Origin of the sequence: Pseudomonas sp. ADAK7, assembly GCF_012935675.1 — a bacterium.
GTDB lineage: Bacteria > Pseudomonadota > Gammaproteobacteria > Pseudomonadales > Pseudomonadaceae > Aquipseudomonas.
Genome location: NZ_CP052861.1, coordinates 5,643,684 through 5,660,303 on the forward strand (window position 1 = coordinate 5,643,684; position 16,620 = coordinate 5,660,303).

The 16,620-nt window shown below is 58.5% G+C and carries 17 protein-coding genes; 11 read left to right on the forward strand and 6 right to left on the reverse strand.

What is annotated here, in order from left to right; all coding sequences use genetic code 11:
- Window positions 1-33 precede the first annotated feature (33 nt).
- The 3 genes from HKK53_RS25970 to HKK53_RS25980 are packed head-to-tail and all read right to left on the reverse strand — an operon-like array spanning window position 34 to window position 3,651.
- The gene (locus tag HKK53_RS25970; RefSeq protein ID WP_169373129.1) at window positions 34-825 is read right to left on the reverse strand and encodes a PP2C family serine/threonine-protein phosphatase; all 792 of its coding nucleotides are present in this window, start codon (window positions 823-825) and stop codon (window positions 34-36) included.
- Between the two features lie 2 nt (window positions 826-827).
- Window positions 828-1,502, reverse strand: coding sequence for a vWA domain-containing protein (locus tag HKK53_RS25975; protein ID WP_133840291.1), 675 nt, complete (start codon window positions 1,500-1,502; stop codon window positions 828-830).
- 25 nt (window positions 1,503-1,527) lie between these two features.
- Window positions 1,528-3,651 (reverse strand): protein kinase domain-containing protein, encoded by a 2,124-nt coding sequence (locus HKK53_RS25980; protein ID WP_169373130.1) that lies wholly within the window; start codon window positions 3,649-3,651, stop codon window positions 1,528-1,530.
- Between HKK53_RS25980 and HKK53_RS25985 the strand changes: the two genes are divergently transcribed.
- Both HKK53_RS25985 and HKK53_RS25990 read left to right on the forward strand, forming a co-directional pair.
- On the forward strand, window positions 3,650-4,294 hold the full coding sequence (locus HKK53_RS25985) for an MBL fold metallo-hydrolase (RefSeq protein WP_169373131.1): 645 nt from the start codon (window positions 3,650-3,652) through the stop codon (window positions 4,292-4,294). The genes HKK53_RS25980 and HKK53_RS25985 overlap by 2 nt on opposite strands.
- Window positions 4,295-4,396: 102 nt before the next feature.
- On the forward strand, window positions 4,397-5,119 hold the full coding sequence (locus HKK53_RS25990; protein ID WP_169373132.1) for an OmpA family protein: 723 nt from the start codon (window positions 4,397-4,399) through the stop codon (window positions 5,117-5,119).
- 87 nt (window positions 5,120-5,206) lie between these two features.
- On the opposite strand, the gene HKK53_RS25995 is transcribed toward HKK53_RS25990, so the two are convergent.
- Window positions 5,207-5,641, reverse strand: coding sequence for a YhcB family protein (locus HKK53_RS25995; protein ID WP_169373133.1), 435 nt, complete (start codon window positions 5,639-5,641; stop codon window positions 5,207-5,209).
- 144 nt (window positions 5,642-5,785) lie between these two features.
- Here HKK53_RS25995 and HKK53_RS26000 point away from each other — a divergent pair, with 144 nt between their 5' ends.
- The 3 genes from HKK53_RS26000 (at window position 5,786) to zapE (ending at window position 8,981) form a co-directional block, all read left to right on the forward strand.
- On the forward strand, window positions 5,786-6,415 hold the full coding sequence (locus tag HKK53_RS26000) for an alpha/beta hydrolase (RefSeq protein ID WP_169374295.1): 630 nt from the start codon (window positions 5,786-5,788) through the stop codon (window positions 6,413-6,415).
- A 24-nt stretch (window positions 6,416-6,439) separates the two neighbouring features.
- A complete protein-coding gene (locus tag HKK53_RS26005) occupies window positions 6,440-7,795 on the forward strand; it encodes a tryptophan--tRNA ligase (RefSeq protein ID WP_169373134.1) in 1,356 nt (451 codons plus the stop codon).
- A 91-nt stretch (window positions 7,796-7,886) separates the two neighbouring features.
- Window positions 7,887-8,981: a cell division protein ZapE gene (gene zapE, locus HKK53_RS26010; RefSeq protein ID WP_169373135.1), complete on the forward strand. Its 1,095-nt coding sequence runs from the start codon at window positions 7,887-7,889 to the stop codon at window positions 8,979-8,981.
- A 175-nt stretch (window positions 8,982-9,156) separates the two neighbouring features.
- Here the strand turns inward: zapE and HKK53_RS26015 are convergent, their stop codons facing one another.
- Window positions 9,157-10,053 (reverse strand): GlxA family transcriptional regulator, encoded by an 897-nt coding sequence (locus tag HKK53_RS26015; protein ID WP_178117501.1) that lies wholly within the window; start codon window positions 10,051-10,053, stop codon window positions 9,157-9,159.
- A gap of 243 nt (window positions 10,054-10,296) precedes the next feature.
- Between HKK53_RS26015 and HKK53_RS26020 the strand changes: the two genes are divergently transcribed.
- Window positions 10,297-11,433 carry an acyl-CoA dehydrogenase family protein gene (locus tag HKK53_RS26020; protein ID WP_169373137.1) on the forward strand — a complete coding sequence of 379 codons (1,137 nt, stop codon included), beginning with the start codon at window positions 10,297-10,299 and terminating at the stop codon, window positions 11,431-11,433.
- Between the two features lie 121 nt (window positions 11,434-11,554).
- Here HKK53_RS26020 and HKK53_RS26025 read toward each other — a convergent pair whose 3' ends face one another.
- Window positions 11,555-12,595: an NADP(H)-dependent aldo-keto reductase gene (locus HKK53_RS26025; protein ID WP_169373138.1), complete on the reverse strand. Its 1,041-nt coding sequence runs from the start codon at window positions 12,593-12,595 to the stop codon at window positions 11,555-11,557.
- Window positions 12,596-12,840: 245 nt separating this feature from the next.
- Between HKK53_RS26025 and rplM the strand changes: the two genes are divergently transcribed.
- The 5 genes from rplM (at window position 12,841) to HKK53_RS26050 (ending at window position 16,526) form a co-directional block, all read left to right on the forward strand.
- Window positions 12,841-13,269, forward strand: coding sequence for a 50S ribosomal protein L13 (gene rplM / locus HKK53_RS26030; protein WP_007905295.1), 429 nt, complete (start codon window positions 12,841-12,843; stop codon window positions 13,267-13,269).
- 14 nt (window positions 13,270-13,283) lie between these two features.
- Window positions 13,284-13,676: a 30S ribosomal protein S9 gene (rpsI, locus tag HKK53_RS26035; RefSeq protein ID WP_003216038.1), complete on the forward strand. Its 393-nt coding sequence runs from the start codon at window positions 13,284-13,286 to the stop codon at window positions 13,674-13,676.
- Between the two features lie 266 nt (window positions 13,677-13,942).
- Entirely contained in the window at window positions 13,943-14,536 is a 594-nt protein-coding gene (gene petA / locus HKK53_RS26040; RefSeq protein ID WP_054045584.1) for a ubiquinol-cytochrome c reductase iron-sulfur subunit, read from the forward strand.
- Complete coding sequence (locus HKK53_RS26045) at window positions 14,536-15,747, forward strand: cytochrome b (protein ID WP_169373139.1); 1,212 nt, start codon at window positions 14,536-14,538, stop codon at window positions 15,745-15,747. The genes petA and HKK53_RS26045 overlap by 1 nt, the downstream gene beginning before the upstream one ends.
- On the forward strand, window positions 15,747-16,526 hold the full coding sequence (locus tag HKK53_RS26050) for a cytochrome c1 (protein WP_149661099.1): 780 nt from the start codon (window positions 15,747-15,749) through the stop codon (window positions 16,524-16,526). Before HKK53_RS26045 ends, HKK53_RS26050 begins: the two co-directional genes overlap by 1 nt.
- The last annotated feature ends 94 nt before the right edge of the window (window positions 16,527-16,620 follow it).

Here is a 16,620-nt window from a genome sequence, read left to right on the forward strand (position 1 = left end):
CGACACCCGCAAATCCGCGTCAGAGGCTTTCACTCATGCGGTTACGGTTGAGGCATCACCCGGCAAAATCGACAGTAAACCGATCGAGCAATCGTCGCCGGTTTTGAGGGCAATGGACTGTTGCAGGTTGTCGGCCAATACGACCTTCATTTTTTTGTGCGGTAGCGTCGCATTCCACTCCAGCAATCTCTGCACGGCTGAGGCGGGCAGACCGGTGGATTTGTGATAAAGGCTCTCTGCGCTGCCGTCGCTCATGATCGCGAAGCCGTTTTGCGCTTCGATTGGCCCACGGTAAAGCCTCAACTTTGACACCGCCTTCGGGTCGGTCAGGAACAGTGTGGTGTTGGCGAATTCACCATTTTCAGGCGCGGAAAGCGTCTGCAATTGGCCCTCGACATCCACACTGGCAATGATTCCGTCACCCAAATGGCCGGCCAGATAACGCCCGCGTGAATAGGCAACAAACGACAAGGTGCAGGCTAGCTCACTGATATCGCAGCCGAGCTTCGTCGATTTGCGCCGAAAAGCATCGAGGCAGCGATTGGTCAGGCGCTGGGCGGCTTTCGCGTGGTGCTTGTCCATGTGTTGCCAGAGGGTTTCGAAGTTCTTGCAGACAAAACCCAGGGTCGCAGTCACTGCGACCTGGGCGCCGATGTCGGATCGGGCCCTGGAACCGGCTCCGTCGGCCAATGCAATGCACGTCACGTCGTTCGACTGCCGCGCCGCGACGTAATCCTGACAAGGCGTCTGAGTTTTGAGGTGCGAGCGTCCGACGACGAAGGCGCAGGACGTTTTACCGCTGAAGTTCATCGGGAGCTCAGGCATGGTCAGATCGTTGCCCAGGCTTCGATGCCCTTGACGTCCAGCTTGATCTCGTCGCCTGGTGTCGACGCCGAGGCTTGGGAAACACTGCGGCTCAACCAGTCAAAGAACTCATTGAAGCGCAGGCCTTGCAGGCGTAAAGGCGGGAGTTTTGGCGAGAACCGCGCCAGTGACTGCACATTCGCTGCTTCACCGATCGCAATCGGGAACACCGTCAGTTTGCGTTGATTGATCAGGTTGCTGACGCGGGTGGCCACTTCTTCGATATCGTCGGTCGGTTCGCCGTCGGTCATCAGCACCATCCACGGCTGAAAGTAATCGACGCCGGCACGTTGATAATCGGCCTTGCGAGCTTCCAACAGATCCAGTGCGATGCCCACCGCATGGCCCATCGGCGTCATGCCCGAAGCGACCAGCGGCGGAACGTCCTGGCGGCTGATCGAGCTGAAATCGAGGACTTTTTGCGCCGTCCCGCCGAAGGTCACGATGCAGATCTCCGCAGCGTATTGCGCCACTTCATCGTCACGGATAGCGTCAAAAAACATCTTCACGCCGGCCTGTAGTTCGGCAATCGGCGCGCCGTCCATGGAACCGCTGACATCCAGCACCAAGCACACAGGTACGCGGGTGGTAGGGTTTTCGGCGAGATCTTCCTGGCGAAGGAGGTAATCGTCTTGCATGGCAATGTCCTTTTTCGGTTGAGCGTTACAAGAAACGCTTCAAGAGTCGTTTGAGCCAGCGTAGCGCAATGCTTTCCTGGCGGGGCGCGCGTATTGGCGCGGATTGGTGAGGTTGTGCCCGAGGCGCCGTCGGCTGTCGCTGTGGCTGCGGCGCCGGTCGTGGCGGGGCGGGTCGCGCCGGGGGCGGCATCGGCGCAGCCACCGGTTTGGGCACAGGTGCTGGCGCTGGAATATTGCGTACTGGCGCCGGCGCCGGCGTCGGTCGCGGCGCGGGAGCGGGCGGTGGCGCTGGGCGCTGGACTGCCTGCTCGGTGTCCTTTCGGCTTTCTTCAGCGAGTTTTTTCAGTTTTGCGGCTTTCTGGCAGTCTGCGCAGCGCGTTGATCGGCCGGCAGATTTCATTTTATCCAGCCACTTTTTTGATTCGGTGTAGGTTTTCTTGCAGCCGCCACAGACAGCCTCGACCGGATCGGCAATATGAAACGCCTGCGGAAACAATTCGTCGGAATGCTTGCCGCTCTTGCAAAGATCCTTGCCGTACTGCTCCAGTAGCGCTAGCCAATCACTGATGGGCCGGCGCTGATTGTCTTCGAACGTGTTGCTGAACGCCTGTTTCAGCGGGTAAGGCAAATGGCTCCAGATGTTCTGCCACATACCCACTGGCGTCACGCTGACCTTGCCCTTGCCGCTGTCCTTTTTGAACCGGTAAGGAAAGTTCATATTGCGGATGTTGTCCGCCGCTGTGCCGCCACCCTGCTGCGAATACGGTGGTTTGCCGGGTAGCAGGATCATGAACAGCATTGTCGCGACGGCAAATAATTCGTGATTTTTGCTGCGTAAATAGTTGCCATATTTTTCGCCCTGAATCTCCGGCGCGGTGAACGGCACGGTACCGACTTCGCAGGGGAAATGCCCGATCTGGAAACTGTCGGTATCGACAATCCACACCTGGTTGCTGTCGGGCGTCACCAGCAGGTTCATCGGGTTGATATCACCGATGATGATGTTCAGCGAATGCAGGTACTGCACTTGTTTGAGAAACGCGATCGCGACGTTCACCAGATCCCGGCGCGTCCATGTTGGGAAGTTTTTCATCAGCAACGGTTTCACAAACACTGAGGTTGTCAGGGTTTTACCCTGCGCCCGTGGCATGACGTAGCCGACAAATTCTTCTTTGTCGTTGAACACCAGCTCGGTTGGCCAACAGATGCCGGGCGCGTCGATGCGGCGCGTGACCATCAGTTCGATCTTCTCGCGGCGGCGCGTCGTGAGGTTGTCGGGGTGATAGATCTTGCATACTTCGCGGGTGCCCGCCACGGCGTAAATCGTCCCTTCGCCACCGGCGCTGATGAAGGTGTGGAGGGTCAACTGACGGCCCAAAGCGGTCGAGACGACCGAGCCTTGCTTGACCGTGGCGCCGGTGTTGTGGATTTTGCGGTCGGGGCTGTTCAGCGGTTTTGCGGGCAAATCGAATGGCTTGATTGGCACGCTTGGCGCCTTCGCAGCAGCTTTCGGAAGAGACGCTGCTTTGGCAGCAGGCGCTGCTTTTGGTGCAGCCTGAGCTATTTGCGCTGCTGCTTTTTGCACTGCAGCTGCTTTCGTCGAGGGACCGGTCCAGCGTATGGCTCGGGCCTGGGCAGCTTCGCACTGTTGCAATTGTGCTTTATCGCACGTCAGCAGCAGCAGGTCGTAATCAAGGCACAAGTCGACGGCGTCAACCGTTGAACCGACGGCCACCGTGGTGCGCTTGAGCACGAATATGGGCTGGCCATCGAACGCACATTCGGCGAGCAGATCAATGTCATGCAGCGCTGTGCCTTTTGGCAGCGCACGGTGTGGGCGAGACGGCTGGGCGACAAACGAGCGGAAAAAACGGCGAGCATTCTGGTGAATCTGCCCCTCGCCCTCGGTCAGGGACCGCAGTTCCAGCAGCGCGTTATGAGCGACAAACGGCAGGCCATTCTTGCCGCGAACCCGGTTGATAATGTCCGGGTCCTTGAAAAGGACGCTTTGATCGACGAGCACGTGTTCCATAGAGGGGGGCATTGGCTTCCTGCCGTCTTGTTTCAAAATAGGCGGGCGCGAGGATACCCTATCAATTTTGCGGATCACAACCGCAGCACCGCGCTCAGGCACCAGGATAAAAACCATGCAAACCCCGAATACCGCGCTTATCCGCGAAACGTTCCCCGTCGGTCCGCTGCAGTGCAACTGCACCATCATCGGCAACCCGATCACTAAAAAAGCCATCGTCGTCGACCCGGGCGGCAATCACGAGTTGATCCTGGCCCGGCTCGACGCTCTGGGCCTGAAGGTGGTCAGCATCATCCACACCCACGCGCACCTCGATCACTTCCTGGCCTCCGGTCAGCTCAAGGAGAAAACCGGCGCAACCCTCCACCTGCACAAAGAAGATCAATTCCTCTGGGACAACCTGGAGATGCAATGCCAGATGTTCGGCGTGCCTTACACGCCGGTGCCATCGCCGGATCGCTGGTTGGCCGATGACGAAGAACTGGCCTGTGGTTGTGGCGTCGCGATTCATACGCCGGGGCATACGCCAGGTTCCATGAGCTTTTGGTTTTCAGAGGCTAAGCTGCTGATTGCTGGTGACACGTTGTTCAAACGCGGGGTAGGGCGCACGGATTTGTGGGGTGGCGATCAGGCGACCATCGTGCGCTCGATCAAGCAGCGGCTGTATACCCTCGATGAGGACGCGACCGTGGTCACCGGGCATGGTCCGGACACACGTCTGGGCGATGAAATGCGCGAGAACCCTTTTGTGCGGGCCTGAATTGTAACCAGCGGAATTTTTACTCGCGCAAATGATCCAACGCCCGCAAAGGCCGATGCCTGGGTCCGTTGCACCTCAGAATGCAAAAAGTAGGAGCTCTTCATGTTCACCAAGCAGCGTTTGATTATTGTCGCAACTGCTGTGGCCCTGTTGTCCGGCTGCGCTTCACCTAATCCTTATGACAACCAGGGGCAAGCCGACGGCGGCTCCCAAGGCATGAGTAAAACCGCCAAGTACGGTGGCCTCGGCGCCTTGGCCGGTGCGTTGGCCGGTGCCGCCATCGGTCACGATAACCGCGGCAAAGGTGCGTTGATTGGCGCTGCGGTAGTGGGCGCTTCCGCCGCCGGTTACGGTTACTACGCCGACCAGCAAGAGAAAAAGCTGCGGGCCAGCATGGCCAATACGGGGGTTGAAGTGCAGCGCCAGGGCGATCAGATCAAGCTGATCATGCCGGGCAACATCACCTTCGCTACCGATTCGGCGAATATCGCTTCAAGCTTCTACCAGCCGTTGAACAACCTGGCGGGCTCGCTCAAGGAATTCAGCCAGAACCAGATCGAGATCGTCGGCTACACCGACAGCACCGGTGCCCGTCAACACAACATGGACCTGTCCCAGCGTCGCGCCCAAAGCGTGGCGACTTACCTGACTTCCCAAGGCGTGAGCGGTGCCAACCTGTCGGCACGCGGTGCCGGGCCGGATAACCCGATTGCCAGCAACGGTGACGTCAATGGCCGCGCGCAGAACCGTCGGGTCGAAGTCAACCTGAAGGCGATTCCGGGCCAGCAGTATCAGCAGCAGGGGCAGCCTGTTCAGCAGTACTGAAAACCGTCTGACTGAACCCCAGGCGTAAAAAAGCCCGCCCGATCCTCAACAGATCGGGCGGGCTTTTTTGTACCGCGCGAAACCTGATTACTTCTTCAGGCCGTAATGTTCATCGAGCATGCCCGGCGCGTTCGGGGCTTTTGGTGCGTAGTCGCGAGGTGGCTCCTGATTGCGCGGTGGCGTCAGGCGTTCCCGTGGGGCTACGGCGGCGTCGGCGTGCAGGGCGGCCAGCAAGCGTTGACGAGTCTGCTCGTCCAGGGCCAGGCGGTTGGCACCCTCGGCGAGATGATCCTGCACGTCCTGATAGCTCGCAGTCATTTTCTTGACCAGGGTGGCCGTGCTGTTGAAGTGGGTAACCACCTCGTTCTGATAACTGTCGAAACGTTCCTGAATATCATCCAGCTGACGTTGCGTGCGGTTAGGCGCGGCATTCGGTGCCAGACGAGCGACCAGGAATCCAATGGCGACACCCACAACCAGGGCAAGAGTCGGCAACAACCAAACTAAGAGCGAGTGTTCCACGAGTCCTTCCTCTATAAACGGCTTTGCTTTACGTTAACGGCTCGAACCTGCGCTGTATACCGCGATTCACTCGCAATAGATTGGCACAGACAATTTGCTAGACGAGTCGACCCGATTCGAGGTCACGGAGTTCCTTCCTTGCTTATGCGCGAAACCCCTGTAGTGATTGATGGCCCGGTCGGCCAACTGGAAGCCCTTTACCTTGGCCGCGACGAACCTCGCGGCCTGGCGCTGATCTGCCATCCAAACCCGGTGCAGGGCGGCACCATGCTCAATAAAGTCGTGTCGACCTTGCAGCGCACCGCCCGTGATGCCGGTTTGATTACCTTGCGTTTCAATTACCGTGGCGTCGGTGCCAGCGAAGGCACCCACGACATGGGCACCGGCGAAGTCGACGATGCCCAGGCGGTTGCTGAATGGCTGCGAGCCAAGCACCCGGAATTGCCGCTGACGCTGTTCGGTTTCTCCTTCGGCGGTTTTGTTGCAGCAAGTCTCGGCGGACGCCTGGAAGCCAAGGGCGAACAATTGAAACATCTGTTCATGGTCGCGCCAGCGGTCATGCGCCTCGGCGATCAAGATCAACTGCCGCAACACGGCGAGCTGACCCTGATCCAGCCCGAAACCGACGAAGTCATCGACCCACAGCTCGTCTACGACTGGTCCGACAAACTCGATCGCCCCCATGAGCTGCTGAAAGTGGCAGAATGCGGACACTTTTTTCATGGCAAGCTGACCGATCTCAAGGATCTGATCCTGCCGCGTCTTTCGAATTGATTGCAGTCTGACAAGCGATTACCCATGACGACTCGTACCCGTATCCTCACCGGCATCACCACCACCGGCACGCCGCACCTGGGCAACTACGCCGGCGCCATCCGCCCGGCGATCCTCGCCAGCCGCGACAGCAATGCCGATTCGTTCTACTTCCTGGCCGACTACCACGCCCTGATCAAATGCGATGACCCGCTGCGCATCCAGCGCTCGCGTCTGGAAATCGCCGCGACCTGGCTGGCCGGTGGCCTCGATGTAGACCGCGTGACCTTCTATCGCCAGTCCGACATCCCGGAGATCCCCGAGCTGACCTGGCTGCTGACCTGCGTCGCCGCCAAGGGTCTGCTCAACCGGGCCCACGCCTACAAGGCCTCGGTGGATAAGAACGTCGAGACCGGCGAAGACCCGGACGCCGGCATCACCATGGGCTTGTACAGCTACCCGGTGCTGATGGCCGCGGACATCCTGATGTTCAACGCGCACAAGGTGCCGGTCGGTCGTGACCAGATCCAGCACGTGGAAATGGCCCGCGACATCGGCCAGCGTTTCAACCACCTGTTTGGCCAGGGCAAAGAATTCTTCACCATGCCGGAGGCGCTGATCGAAGAAAGCGTCGCCACGCTGCCAGGCCTCGACGGTCGCAAGATGTCGAAGAGCTACGACAACACCATTCCGTTGTTCAGCAGCGCCAAAGAGATGAAGGACGCGATTTCGCGGATCGTCACCGACTCCCGCGCGCCGGGCGAAGCGAAAGATCCAGACAACTCGCACCTGTTCACCCTGTTTCAGGCCTTCGCCACCCCAGCGCGGTCCGACGAATTCCGCAGTGAATTGTTGCAGGGCCTGGGTTGGGGCGAGGCGAAGAATCGTCTGTTCCAGCTGCTCGACAGCGAACTGGGTGAATCCCGCGAGCGTTATCACCAGTTGATCGAACGCCCGGCGGATCTGGAAGACATGCTGCAGATCGGCGCCAAGAAGGCCCGCTCGGTGGCGACGCCGTTCCTCCACGAGCTGCGTGAGGCGGTCGGCCTGCGTTCTTTCGTCGCCCAGACCCAAGTCGCGACCACCACGAAGAAGAAAGCCGCGAAAGCCGCGCGTTTCGTCAGTTTCCGTGAAGACGACGGCAGCTTCCGCTTCCGTCTGCTGGCGGCCGATGGCGAGCAACTGCTGCTGTCGCGCAACTTCGCCGACGGTAAAACCGCTGGTCAGGTGACCAAGCAGCTGCAAGCCGGCCAACCGCTGGACGTGCGCAGCGAAGACCTGAGCTTCAGTGTCTGGCTGGAAGGCGAGTGCGTCGGCGACAGTCCGGCGTTTGCCGACAGCGCCGCGCGTGACGTCGCCATCGACGCCTTGCGTGTGGCCCTGACGCCGGTCCAGGAATAAATCAGCGGCTCGGCCCGACCAAGGGCTGATTGCCATTCCCACGGGCCGTCGCTACAGTGACGGCCCGTTTTTGTTGCCTTGCTAACGAATTATGACGCCCCTAGAACGATATCAAGCTGATCTGAAACGCCCGGAATTCTTCCATGACGCGGCGCAAGAAACGGCCGTGCGCCATTTGCAGCGCCTGTACGACGATCTGGTCGCGGCCTCGCAGAGCAAGCCGGGGCTGTTCGGCAAACTGTTTGGCATGAAAGACCAGGCACCGGTCAAGGGCCTGTACTTCTGGGGCGGCGTTGGCCGTGGCAAGACCTACCTGGTCGACACTTTCTTCGAAGCCTTGCCGTTCAAGGAAAAGGTCCGCACTCACTTCCACCGCTTCATGAAGCGCGTGCACGAAGAGATGAAGACCCTGGGCGGCGAGAAAAACCCGCTGACCATTATCGCCAAGCGTTTCTCCGACGAAGCCCGGGTCATCTGTTTCGATGAATTCTTCGTGTCGGATATCACCGACGCGATGATCCTCGGCACGCTGATGGAAGAGCTGTTCAAGAACGGCGTGACCCTGGTCGCCACGTCGAACATCGTGCCGGACGGCCTGTACAAGGACGGCCTGCAGCGTGCGCGCTTCCTGCCGGCGATTGCGCTGATCAAGCAAAACACTGACATCGTCAACGTCGACAGCGGCGTCGATTATCGTCTGCGTCACCTTGAACAAGCGGAACTGTTCCACTTCCCGCTGGACGAGGCGTCCCAGGAAAGCCTGCGCAAGAGCTTCCGCGCCTTGACGCCGGAATGCACGGCCGCCACCGAAAACGACGTGCTGATGATCGAGAACCGCGAAATCCGTGCCTTGCGCACTTGCGATGACGTGGCCTGGTTCGACTTCCGCGAACTGTGCGACGGTCCGCGCAGCCAGAACGATTACATCGAGCTGGGCAAGATCTTCCACGCCGTGTTGCTCAGCGGTGTCGAGCAGATGAGCGTCACCACCGACGACATCGCCCGACGCTTTATCAACATGGTCGACGAGTTCTACGACCGTAACGTGAAGCTGATCATTTCTGCCGAAGTCGAGCTGAAGGATCTCTACACCGGCGGTCGCCTGAACTTCGAGTTCCAGCGTACCCTCAGCCGTCTGCTCGAAATGCAGTCACACGAATTCCTGTCCCGGGCGCATAAGCCGTAGGACTATTCGGAAAATAAAAAGGGCCTGCATATGCAGGCCCTTTTTTATGCGCGCCGATGCTGATCGTTCCCAGGCTCCGCGTGGGAATGCATCCCGTGACGCTCCGCTCCGAAGCGGACGCAGAGCCTCCATGGCGGCATTCCCACGCAGAGCGTGGGAACGATCGGTCTGTGGATTAAGCGGCTTGCTGAAACTGCTGCCGATACTGGTTCGGCGACAATTCGGTGTGCTGGCGGAACAGTCGCGCAAAGAAGCTCGCATCGTCGTAACCGACCTCATAACTGATGGTCTTGATGCTCTTGCGGCTGCCGGACAACAGGCCCTTGGCTGTCTCGATACGCAAGCGTTGCAGGTAATGCAGCGGCTTGTCGCCGGTGGCGGTCTGGAAGCGGCGCATGAAGTTGCGGATGCTCATGCCGTGTTCGCGGGCGACGTCTTCGAAGCGGAATTTGTCGGCAAAGTGTTCTTCGAGCCAATGCTGGATTTGCAGGATGATCACGTCCTGGTGCAGCTTCTGCCCGCCGAAACCGATCCGCCCCGGCGCATAGCTGCGCTGCACTTCATACAAAATATCCCGGGCCACAGCCTGGGCCACATTGGCGCCGCAGAAGCGCTCGATCAGGTAGATATAGAGGTCGCACGCCGAGGTCGTACCGCCTGCGCAATACAGGTTGTCCGCGTCAGTCAGGTGCTTGTCCTGGTTGAGTTGGACCCGTGGGAAGCGCTCGGCAAACGCCGTGAAGAAACGCCAGTAGGTGGTCGCTTCCTTGCCATCGAGCAGCCCGGCTTCGGCCAGCCAGAACACCCCGGTGGCTTCGCCGCATAGCACGGCGCCGCGCGCATGTTGTTCGCGCAGCCACGGCAGGACCTGTGGATAACGTTTGCACAGTGTTTCGAAATCGTCCCAGAAGGCCGGGAGGATGATGATGTCAGCGTTTTCCAGGCCGCCGTCCACCGGCATGATCACGTCACTGAAGCTGTTCACCGGTTTACCGTCGGGGCTGACCAGCCGGGTTTCGAACGCCGGTGTCAGGCCGTGGCCCAGTTGTTTGCCGTAGCGCAGGCTGGCCAGGTGGAAGAAATCCTTGGCTTGCATGAGGGTGGAAGCGAAAACCCGGTCGATAGCCAGGATGCTGACGCGCCGCAGGGGCGTGGAGACTTGGTTAGACATAATTCAACTTTATTCTTATAGGGGAAAGTGGTCACCAGACGGCTGGATCGTCTTATTTTTTGTCTGATGTGTCCAGTGTCCTGTGTCGGAAGCGAGGCTTAGTCTCTGAGGTCAATTCCTTCCAACAATAACGACAGGTGCCGCATGATCCCCAGAACTTTGTTCAGCTCCGAGCACGAACTTTTTCGCGACAGCGTACGAACGTTCCTCGAAAAAGAGGCCGTGCCGTTTCATGGGCAATGGGAAAAGCAAGGCTACATCGACCGCCAACTCTGGAACAAGGCGGGGGAGGCGGGGATGCTCTGCTCGCATCTGCCGGAGGAATACGGCGGGTTGGGCGCGGACTTTCTCTATAGCGCCGTGGTGATCGAAGAGGTCGGTCGCCTGGGCCTGACCGGGATCGGTTTCTCGCTGCATTCGGACATCGTCGCGCCGTACATCCTGCATTACGGCAGCGAAGCGCTGAAGCACAAATACCTGCCGAAACTGGTGTCCGGCGAGATGGTCACGGCCATTGCCATGACCGAGCCAGGCGCCGGTTCTGACCTGCAAGGGGTGAAAACCACCGCGGTGCTGGACGGCGACGAATATGTGATCAACGGCTCGAAAACCTTCATCACCAACGGCTATCTGGCGGACCTGGTGATCGTCGTCGCCAAGACCGATCCGAAGGCCGGCGCCAAGGGCACCAGTCTGTTTCTGGTGGAGGCCGACACGCCAGGCTTCGCTAAAGGCAAGCGCCTGGAAAAAGTCGGAATGAAGGCTCAGGACACGTCGGAATTGTTCTTCCAGGACGTACGAGTGCCGAAAGAAAACCTCTTGGGTCAGGCCGGGATGGGCTTTGCTTACCTGATGCAGGAATTGCCGCAAGAACGCCTGACCGTCGCTGTCGGTGGGCTCGCTTCAGCCGAAGCGGCGTTGCAATGGACGCTGGATTACACCCGCGAACGCAAGGCCTTCGGCAAGGCGATCGCCGACTTCCAGAACACCCGCTTCAAACTGGCGGAGATGGCCACCGAGATTCAGATTGGCCGGGTTTTCGTCGATAAGTGCCTGGAGCTGCACCTGCAAGGCAAGCTCGACGTGCCGACGGCGGCGATGGCGAAATATTGGGGTACCGACCTGCAATGCAAGGTGCTCGACGAGTGCGTGCAACTGCATGGCGGTTACGGGTTCATGTGGGAATACCCGGTGGCCCGGGCGTGGGCAGATGCGCGAGTGCAGCGGATTTATGCCGGCACCAACGAGATCATGAAGGAGATTATTGCGCGGTCGCTGTAATACGATCGTTCCCACGCTCTGCGTGGGAACGCATCCCGTGACGCACTGCGTCACATCCAAAGCGGAACGCGGAGCGTCCCTGGCGGCATTCCCACGCAGAGCGTGGGAACGATCAGCTCAATTAAGGCGCTGGATTCGGGTGATCCTTGTGAATCGCCTCGATCCCGGCCAGCACTTCATCGGAAAGTTTCAGATCGAAACTGGCAATGTTGCTGTCCAGTTGCTCAAGCGTCGTCGCCCCGATGATGTTGCTGGTTACGAACGGCTGCTGTGTCACGAAGGCCAGCGCCATCTGCGCCGGGTCCAGGCCGTGTTCACGAGCCAGTGCCACGTAACGGCTGCACGCGGCTTCCGACTGCGGGTTGAAATAGCGGCTGAAGCGGCTGTAGAGGCTCAGGCGACCCTTCGGCGGACGCGCGCCACCTTCGTACTTGCCTGACAGGAAACCGAACGCCAGGGGCGAATAGGCCAGCAGGCCGCACTGTTCGCGAATGGCGATTTCCGCCAGGCCGACTTCAAAACTGCGGTTGAGCAGGTTGTACGGGTTCTGAATCGACACGGCGCGCGGCCAGCCACGCGCTTCGGCCAAAGCGAGGAAACGCATGGTGCCCCACGGCGTTTCGTTGGACAGGCCGATGTGACGGATCTTGCCGGCCTTGACCTGTTCGTCGAGCGCTTCGAGGGTGTCTTCCAGCGGTGTCAGGTTGGCTTCGATCTTGTGTTTGTAGCCCAGTTGACCGAAGAAATTGGTGCTGCGTTCCGGCCAGTGCAGTTGATAGAGATCGATGTAGTCGGTCTGCAAGCGCTTGAGGCTGGCGTCCACGGCTTCGGTGATGTGCTGGCGGTTGTGGCGCAGGTTTTTGTCGCGGATATAGTCGATGGTGTTGCCGGGGCCGGCGATCTTGCTGGCCAGGATCCAGTCGGCACGGTCGCCGCGACTTTTGAAGTAATTGCCGATGTAGCGCTCGGTGGTGGCGTAGGTGTCGGCCTTGGGCGGCACAGGATACATTTCGGCGGTGTCGATGAAATTGATCCCGGCGCTTTTGGCTCGCTCGATCTGGGCGAAGGCTTCAGCCTCGCTGTTTTGCTCACCCCAGGTCATGGTTCCGAGGCAGATTGCACTCACGTTCAGATTGGTTCGGCCTAGCTGGCGATAGTCCATCGGGTGCTCCTTGGGCAAAACAATCATAAAAGCAGGTTGAATTATTTTTCGCAATCTGCATAATTGCGCACCTCTTTCTGCAGTGGAAGTGATGCGCCGCCGCCGAAGAATCTTGCCGTTGAACGGACGCGCCGACCCGAGCCCCCGAAAGCGTCTGTATCCGGCTGCCTTTGACTTGTCAAAGTACGCACTATTCAGTAAGATCCGCCGTCTAATTTACAGGGCGGCCCCTGAGGCTATAAAGAATGAAAACTTTTACTGCTAAACCGGAAACAGTACAGCGCGACTGGTTTGTCGTCGACGCTGCAGGTCAGACCCTGGGTCGTCTGGCCACCGAAATCGCGAGCCGTCTGCGTGGCAAGCATAAAGCTGAGTACACTCCTCACGTTGACACCGGCGATTACATCGTTGTTATCAATGCCGAGCAGATTCGTGTAACCGGTGCTAAAACCACCGACAAGATCTACTACTCCCACTCCGGTTTCCCGGGCGGCATCAAGTCGATCAACTTTGAAAAGCTGATCGCTAAAGCCCCTGAGCGCGTGATCGAGACCGCGGTCAAAGGCATGCTGCCTAAGAACCCGCTGGGTCGCGACATGTATCGTAAGCTGAAAGTCTATGCGGGCGCTGTACACCCTCATACTGCTCAGCAGCCCCAAGAACTGAAGTTTTAACGGAATAGTTCATTATGTCGGCGACTCAAAATTACGGCACTGGCCGTCGCAAGACCGCAACCGCACGCGTTTTCCTGCGTCCGGGTACTGGTAACATCTCCATCAACAACCGCACCCTGGAAAATTTCTTCGGCCGCGAAACTGCCCGCATGGTAGTTCGTCAGCCGCTGGAACTGACTGAGACTGTCGAGAAATTCGACATCTACGTCACCGTGATCGGTGGTGGTGTAAGTGGTCAAGCTGGCGCAATCCGCCACGGTATCACTCGCGCACTGATGCAGTACGACGAAACCCTGCGTGGCGCTCTGCGCAAAGCTGGCTTCGTTACTCGCGATGCTCGTGAAGTTGAACGTAAGAAAGTTGGTCTGCGTAAAGCGCGTAAGCGTCCGCAGTACTCGAAGCGTTAATTCGCTTCCGCGTTCAAAAAGAACGCCCATCTCCTCACGGAGCTGGGCGTTTTTTTATGCGTGCGATTTCTCAAAGAATTGCGCTGTGACAACTTGCCACAGCCGTAGAGCCCCTATACTGCAAGGCTTGGCAGTGGAGCCCTTGGGTAATTACCTTGTCAGAATTGGGGCTTTTCATTACCATTCGGCAAAATTTTTATAAGTACATAGATTTACTTAGTAGATGCCTGATTTAACAGGCCACAAAGCTGATGGGAGAGGACTGAATGAGCAATGACGGCGTGAATGCAGGCCGGCGTCGCTTCTTGGTAGCAGCCACATCCGTGGTGGGTGCTGCAGGAGCGGTGGGGGCTGCGGTCCCGTTCGTGGGGTCATGGTTTCCCAGTGCCAAGGCGAAAGCCGCAGGTGCACCGGTGAAAGTGAATGTCAGCAAAATCGAGCCAGGCCAGCAGATGATTGCTGAGTGGCGCGGTCAGCCAGTATTCATTGTCCGCCGAACCGCGGAAATCCTGGGGAATCTGAAGAAGATCGAGGGCCAGTTGTCTGACCCGACCTCCAAGAACTCGACACAACCGACCTACGTCGATCCAGAAACGCGTTCGATCAAGCCAGAGGTTCTGCTGCTGATCGGTATCTGCACACACCTGGGTTGCTCGCCGACCTTCCGCCCTGAAGTGGCACCTGCTGATCTGGGCAAAGACTGGGTAGGTGGTTATTTCTGCCCTTGCCACGGTTCCCACTACGATCTGGCTGGTCGCGTCTACAAGTCGCAACCTGCGCCTTTGAACCTGCCAGTTCCCCCGCATTCCTATGAGACCGATGAGATCATTGTCATCGGCGTCGATACGGAGAAAGCGTGATGAGCAAGTTCATGGATTGGGTTGATGCGCGCTTTCCCGCGACCAAAATGTGGGAAGACCATCTCAGCAAGTATTACGCCCCGAAGAACTTCAACTTCTTCTATTTCTTTGGTTCCCTCGCACTGCTCGTTCTGGTCAACCAGATCGTTACCGGTGTCTGGCTGACCATGAGCTACACCCCGTCGGCGGAAGAAGCGTTTGCTTCCGTCGAATACATCATGCGCGACGTCGAGTACGGCTCGATCCTGCGCCTGCTGCACTCCACCGGCGCTTCGGCGTTCTTCATCGTGGTCTATCTGCACATGTTCCGTGGCTTGCTCTACGGGTCATACCAGAAGCCTCGTGAGCTGGTGTGGGTCTTCGGCATGCTGATCTACCTGGCGCTGATGGCTGAAGCCTTCATGGGTTACCTGCTGCCGTGGGGCCAGATGTCCTACTGGGGTGCCCAGGTGATCATCTCGCTGTTCGGTGCGATCCCGGTCATCGGTAACGACCTGACCCAGTGGATTCGTGGTGACTACCTGATTTCCGGTATTACCCTGAACCGCTTCTTCGCCTTGCACGTCGTGGCGTTGCCGATCGTGATCCTCGGTCTGGTGGTGTTGCACGTCCTGGCGCTGCACGAAGTCGGTTCGAACAACCCGGACGGCGTCGACATCAAGAAATTCAAAGACGAAAACGGCGTACCGCTGGACGGCATTGCCTTCCACCCGTACTACACCGTGAAAGATATCGTCGGCGTGGTGGTGTTCCTGTTCATCTTCTGTTCGATCGTGTTCTTCTTCCCGGAGATGGGCGGTTACTTCCTCGAGAAGCCGAACTTTGAAGTGGCGAACGCCTTCAAGACTCCAGAGCACATCGCTCCGGTCTGGTACTTCACACCGTTCTACGCGATTTTGCGGGCGATTCCGGACAAGCTCATGGGCGTTATCGCCATGGGTGCTTCGATTGCCATGCTGTTCGTCCTGCCGTGGCTCGACCGCAGCCCCGTCAAGTCCATGCGATACAAGGGCTGGCTGAGCAAGATCTGGCTTTGGGTGTTCTGCATCTGCTTCGTGATCCTCGGCGTGCTGGGCGTATTGGCTCCAACCCCTGGGCGTACGCTGCTGTCGCAGGTGTGCACCTTCCTGTACTTCGCCTACTTCATTCTGATGCCGTTCTACACCAGGCTCGAGAAGACCAAACCGGTTCCGGAAAGGGTGACTGGCTGATGAAAAAGCTATTTGCTGTATTGATTCTCGCGGCTTTGCCTGTGTTCTCCTTCGCGGCCGAACACGGTCCGGAACTGGAAAAAGTCGATATCGACGTTTCCGATAAAGCGGCCATGCAGGACGGCGCGCGTACGTTCGCCAACTACTGCATGGGCTGCCACAGTGCCAAGTTTCAGCGCTATGAGCGCGTTGCCGACGATCTGGGGATTCCTCACGATCTGATGCTGAAAAACCTGGTGTTCACCGGCGCCAAGATCGGCGACCACATGAGCATCGGCATGCAGCCGGCAGACGCCAAGACCTGGTTCGGTGCTGCACCGCCGGACCTGACCCTGGTGGCTCGCGTTCGTGGCACCGACTGGCTCTACGGTTACCTGCGTTCGTTCTATGAAGACCCGGCGCGTCCATGGGGCGTGAACAACAAGGTGTTCCCGAACGTTGGCATGCCTAACGTCCTGGTCGGCCTGCAAGGTCGTCAGGTGGTCGGCTGCAAACAGGTTCAAATCGTCGAAGACGGCAAGAAGCAGTATGATCCGCTGACCGGTACGCCGCTGACTCATGAAGCGTGCGATCAGTTGACCATTGTGCCGAAGAGCGGTGCGCTCAATGAAGAGCAGTTCGATGAGAAGGTCAAGAATCTGGTAACCTTCCTCGCTTACTCGGCTAATCCGGTAAAGCTGCAACATCAGCGCATCGGTACCTATGTATTGCTCTACCTGGCGTTCTTCTTCGTATTCGCTTACTTGCTCAAGCGTGAATACTGGAAAGACGTCCATTGATAAAGCTGTAAGCAATTGCTGTTGATCGCGCGCGCCCAGGGGCGTCTCTGAAGGTGTAACGAGTCTGGCAAGCCAGGCGTTACGGGAGGCGTCC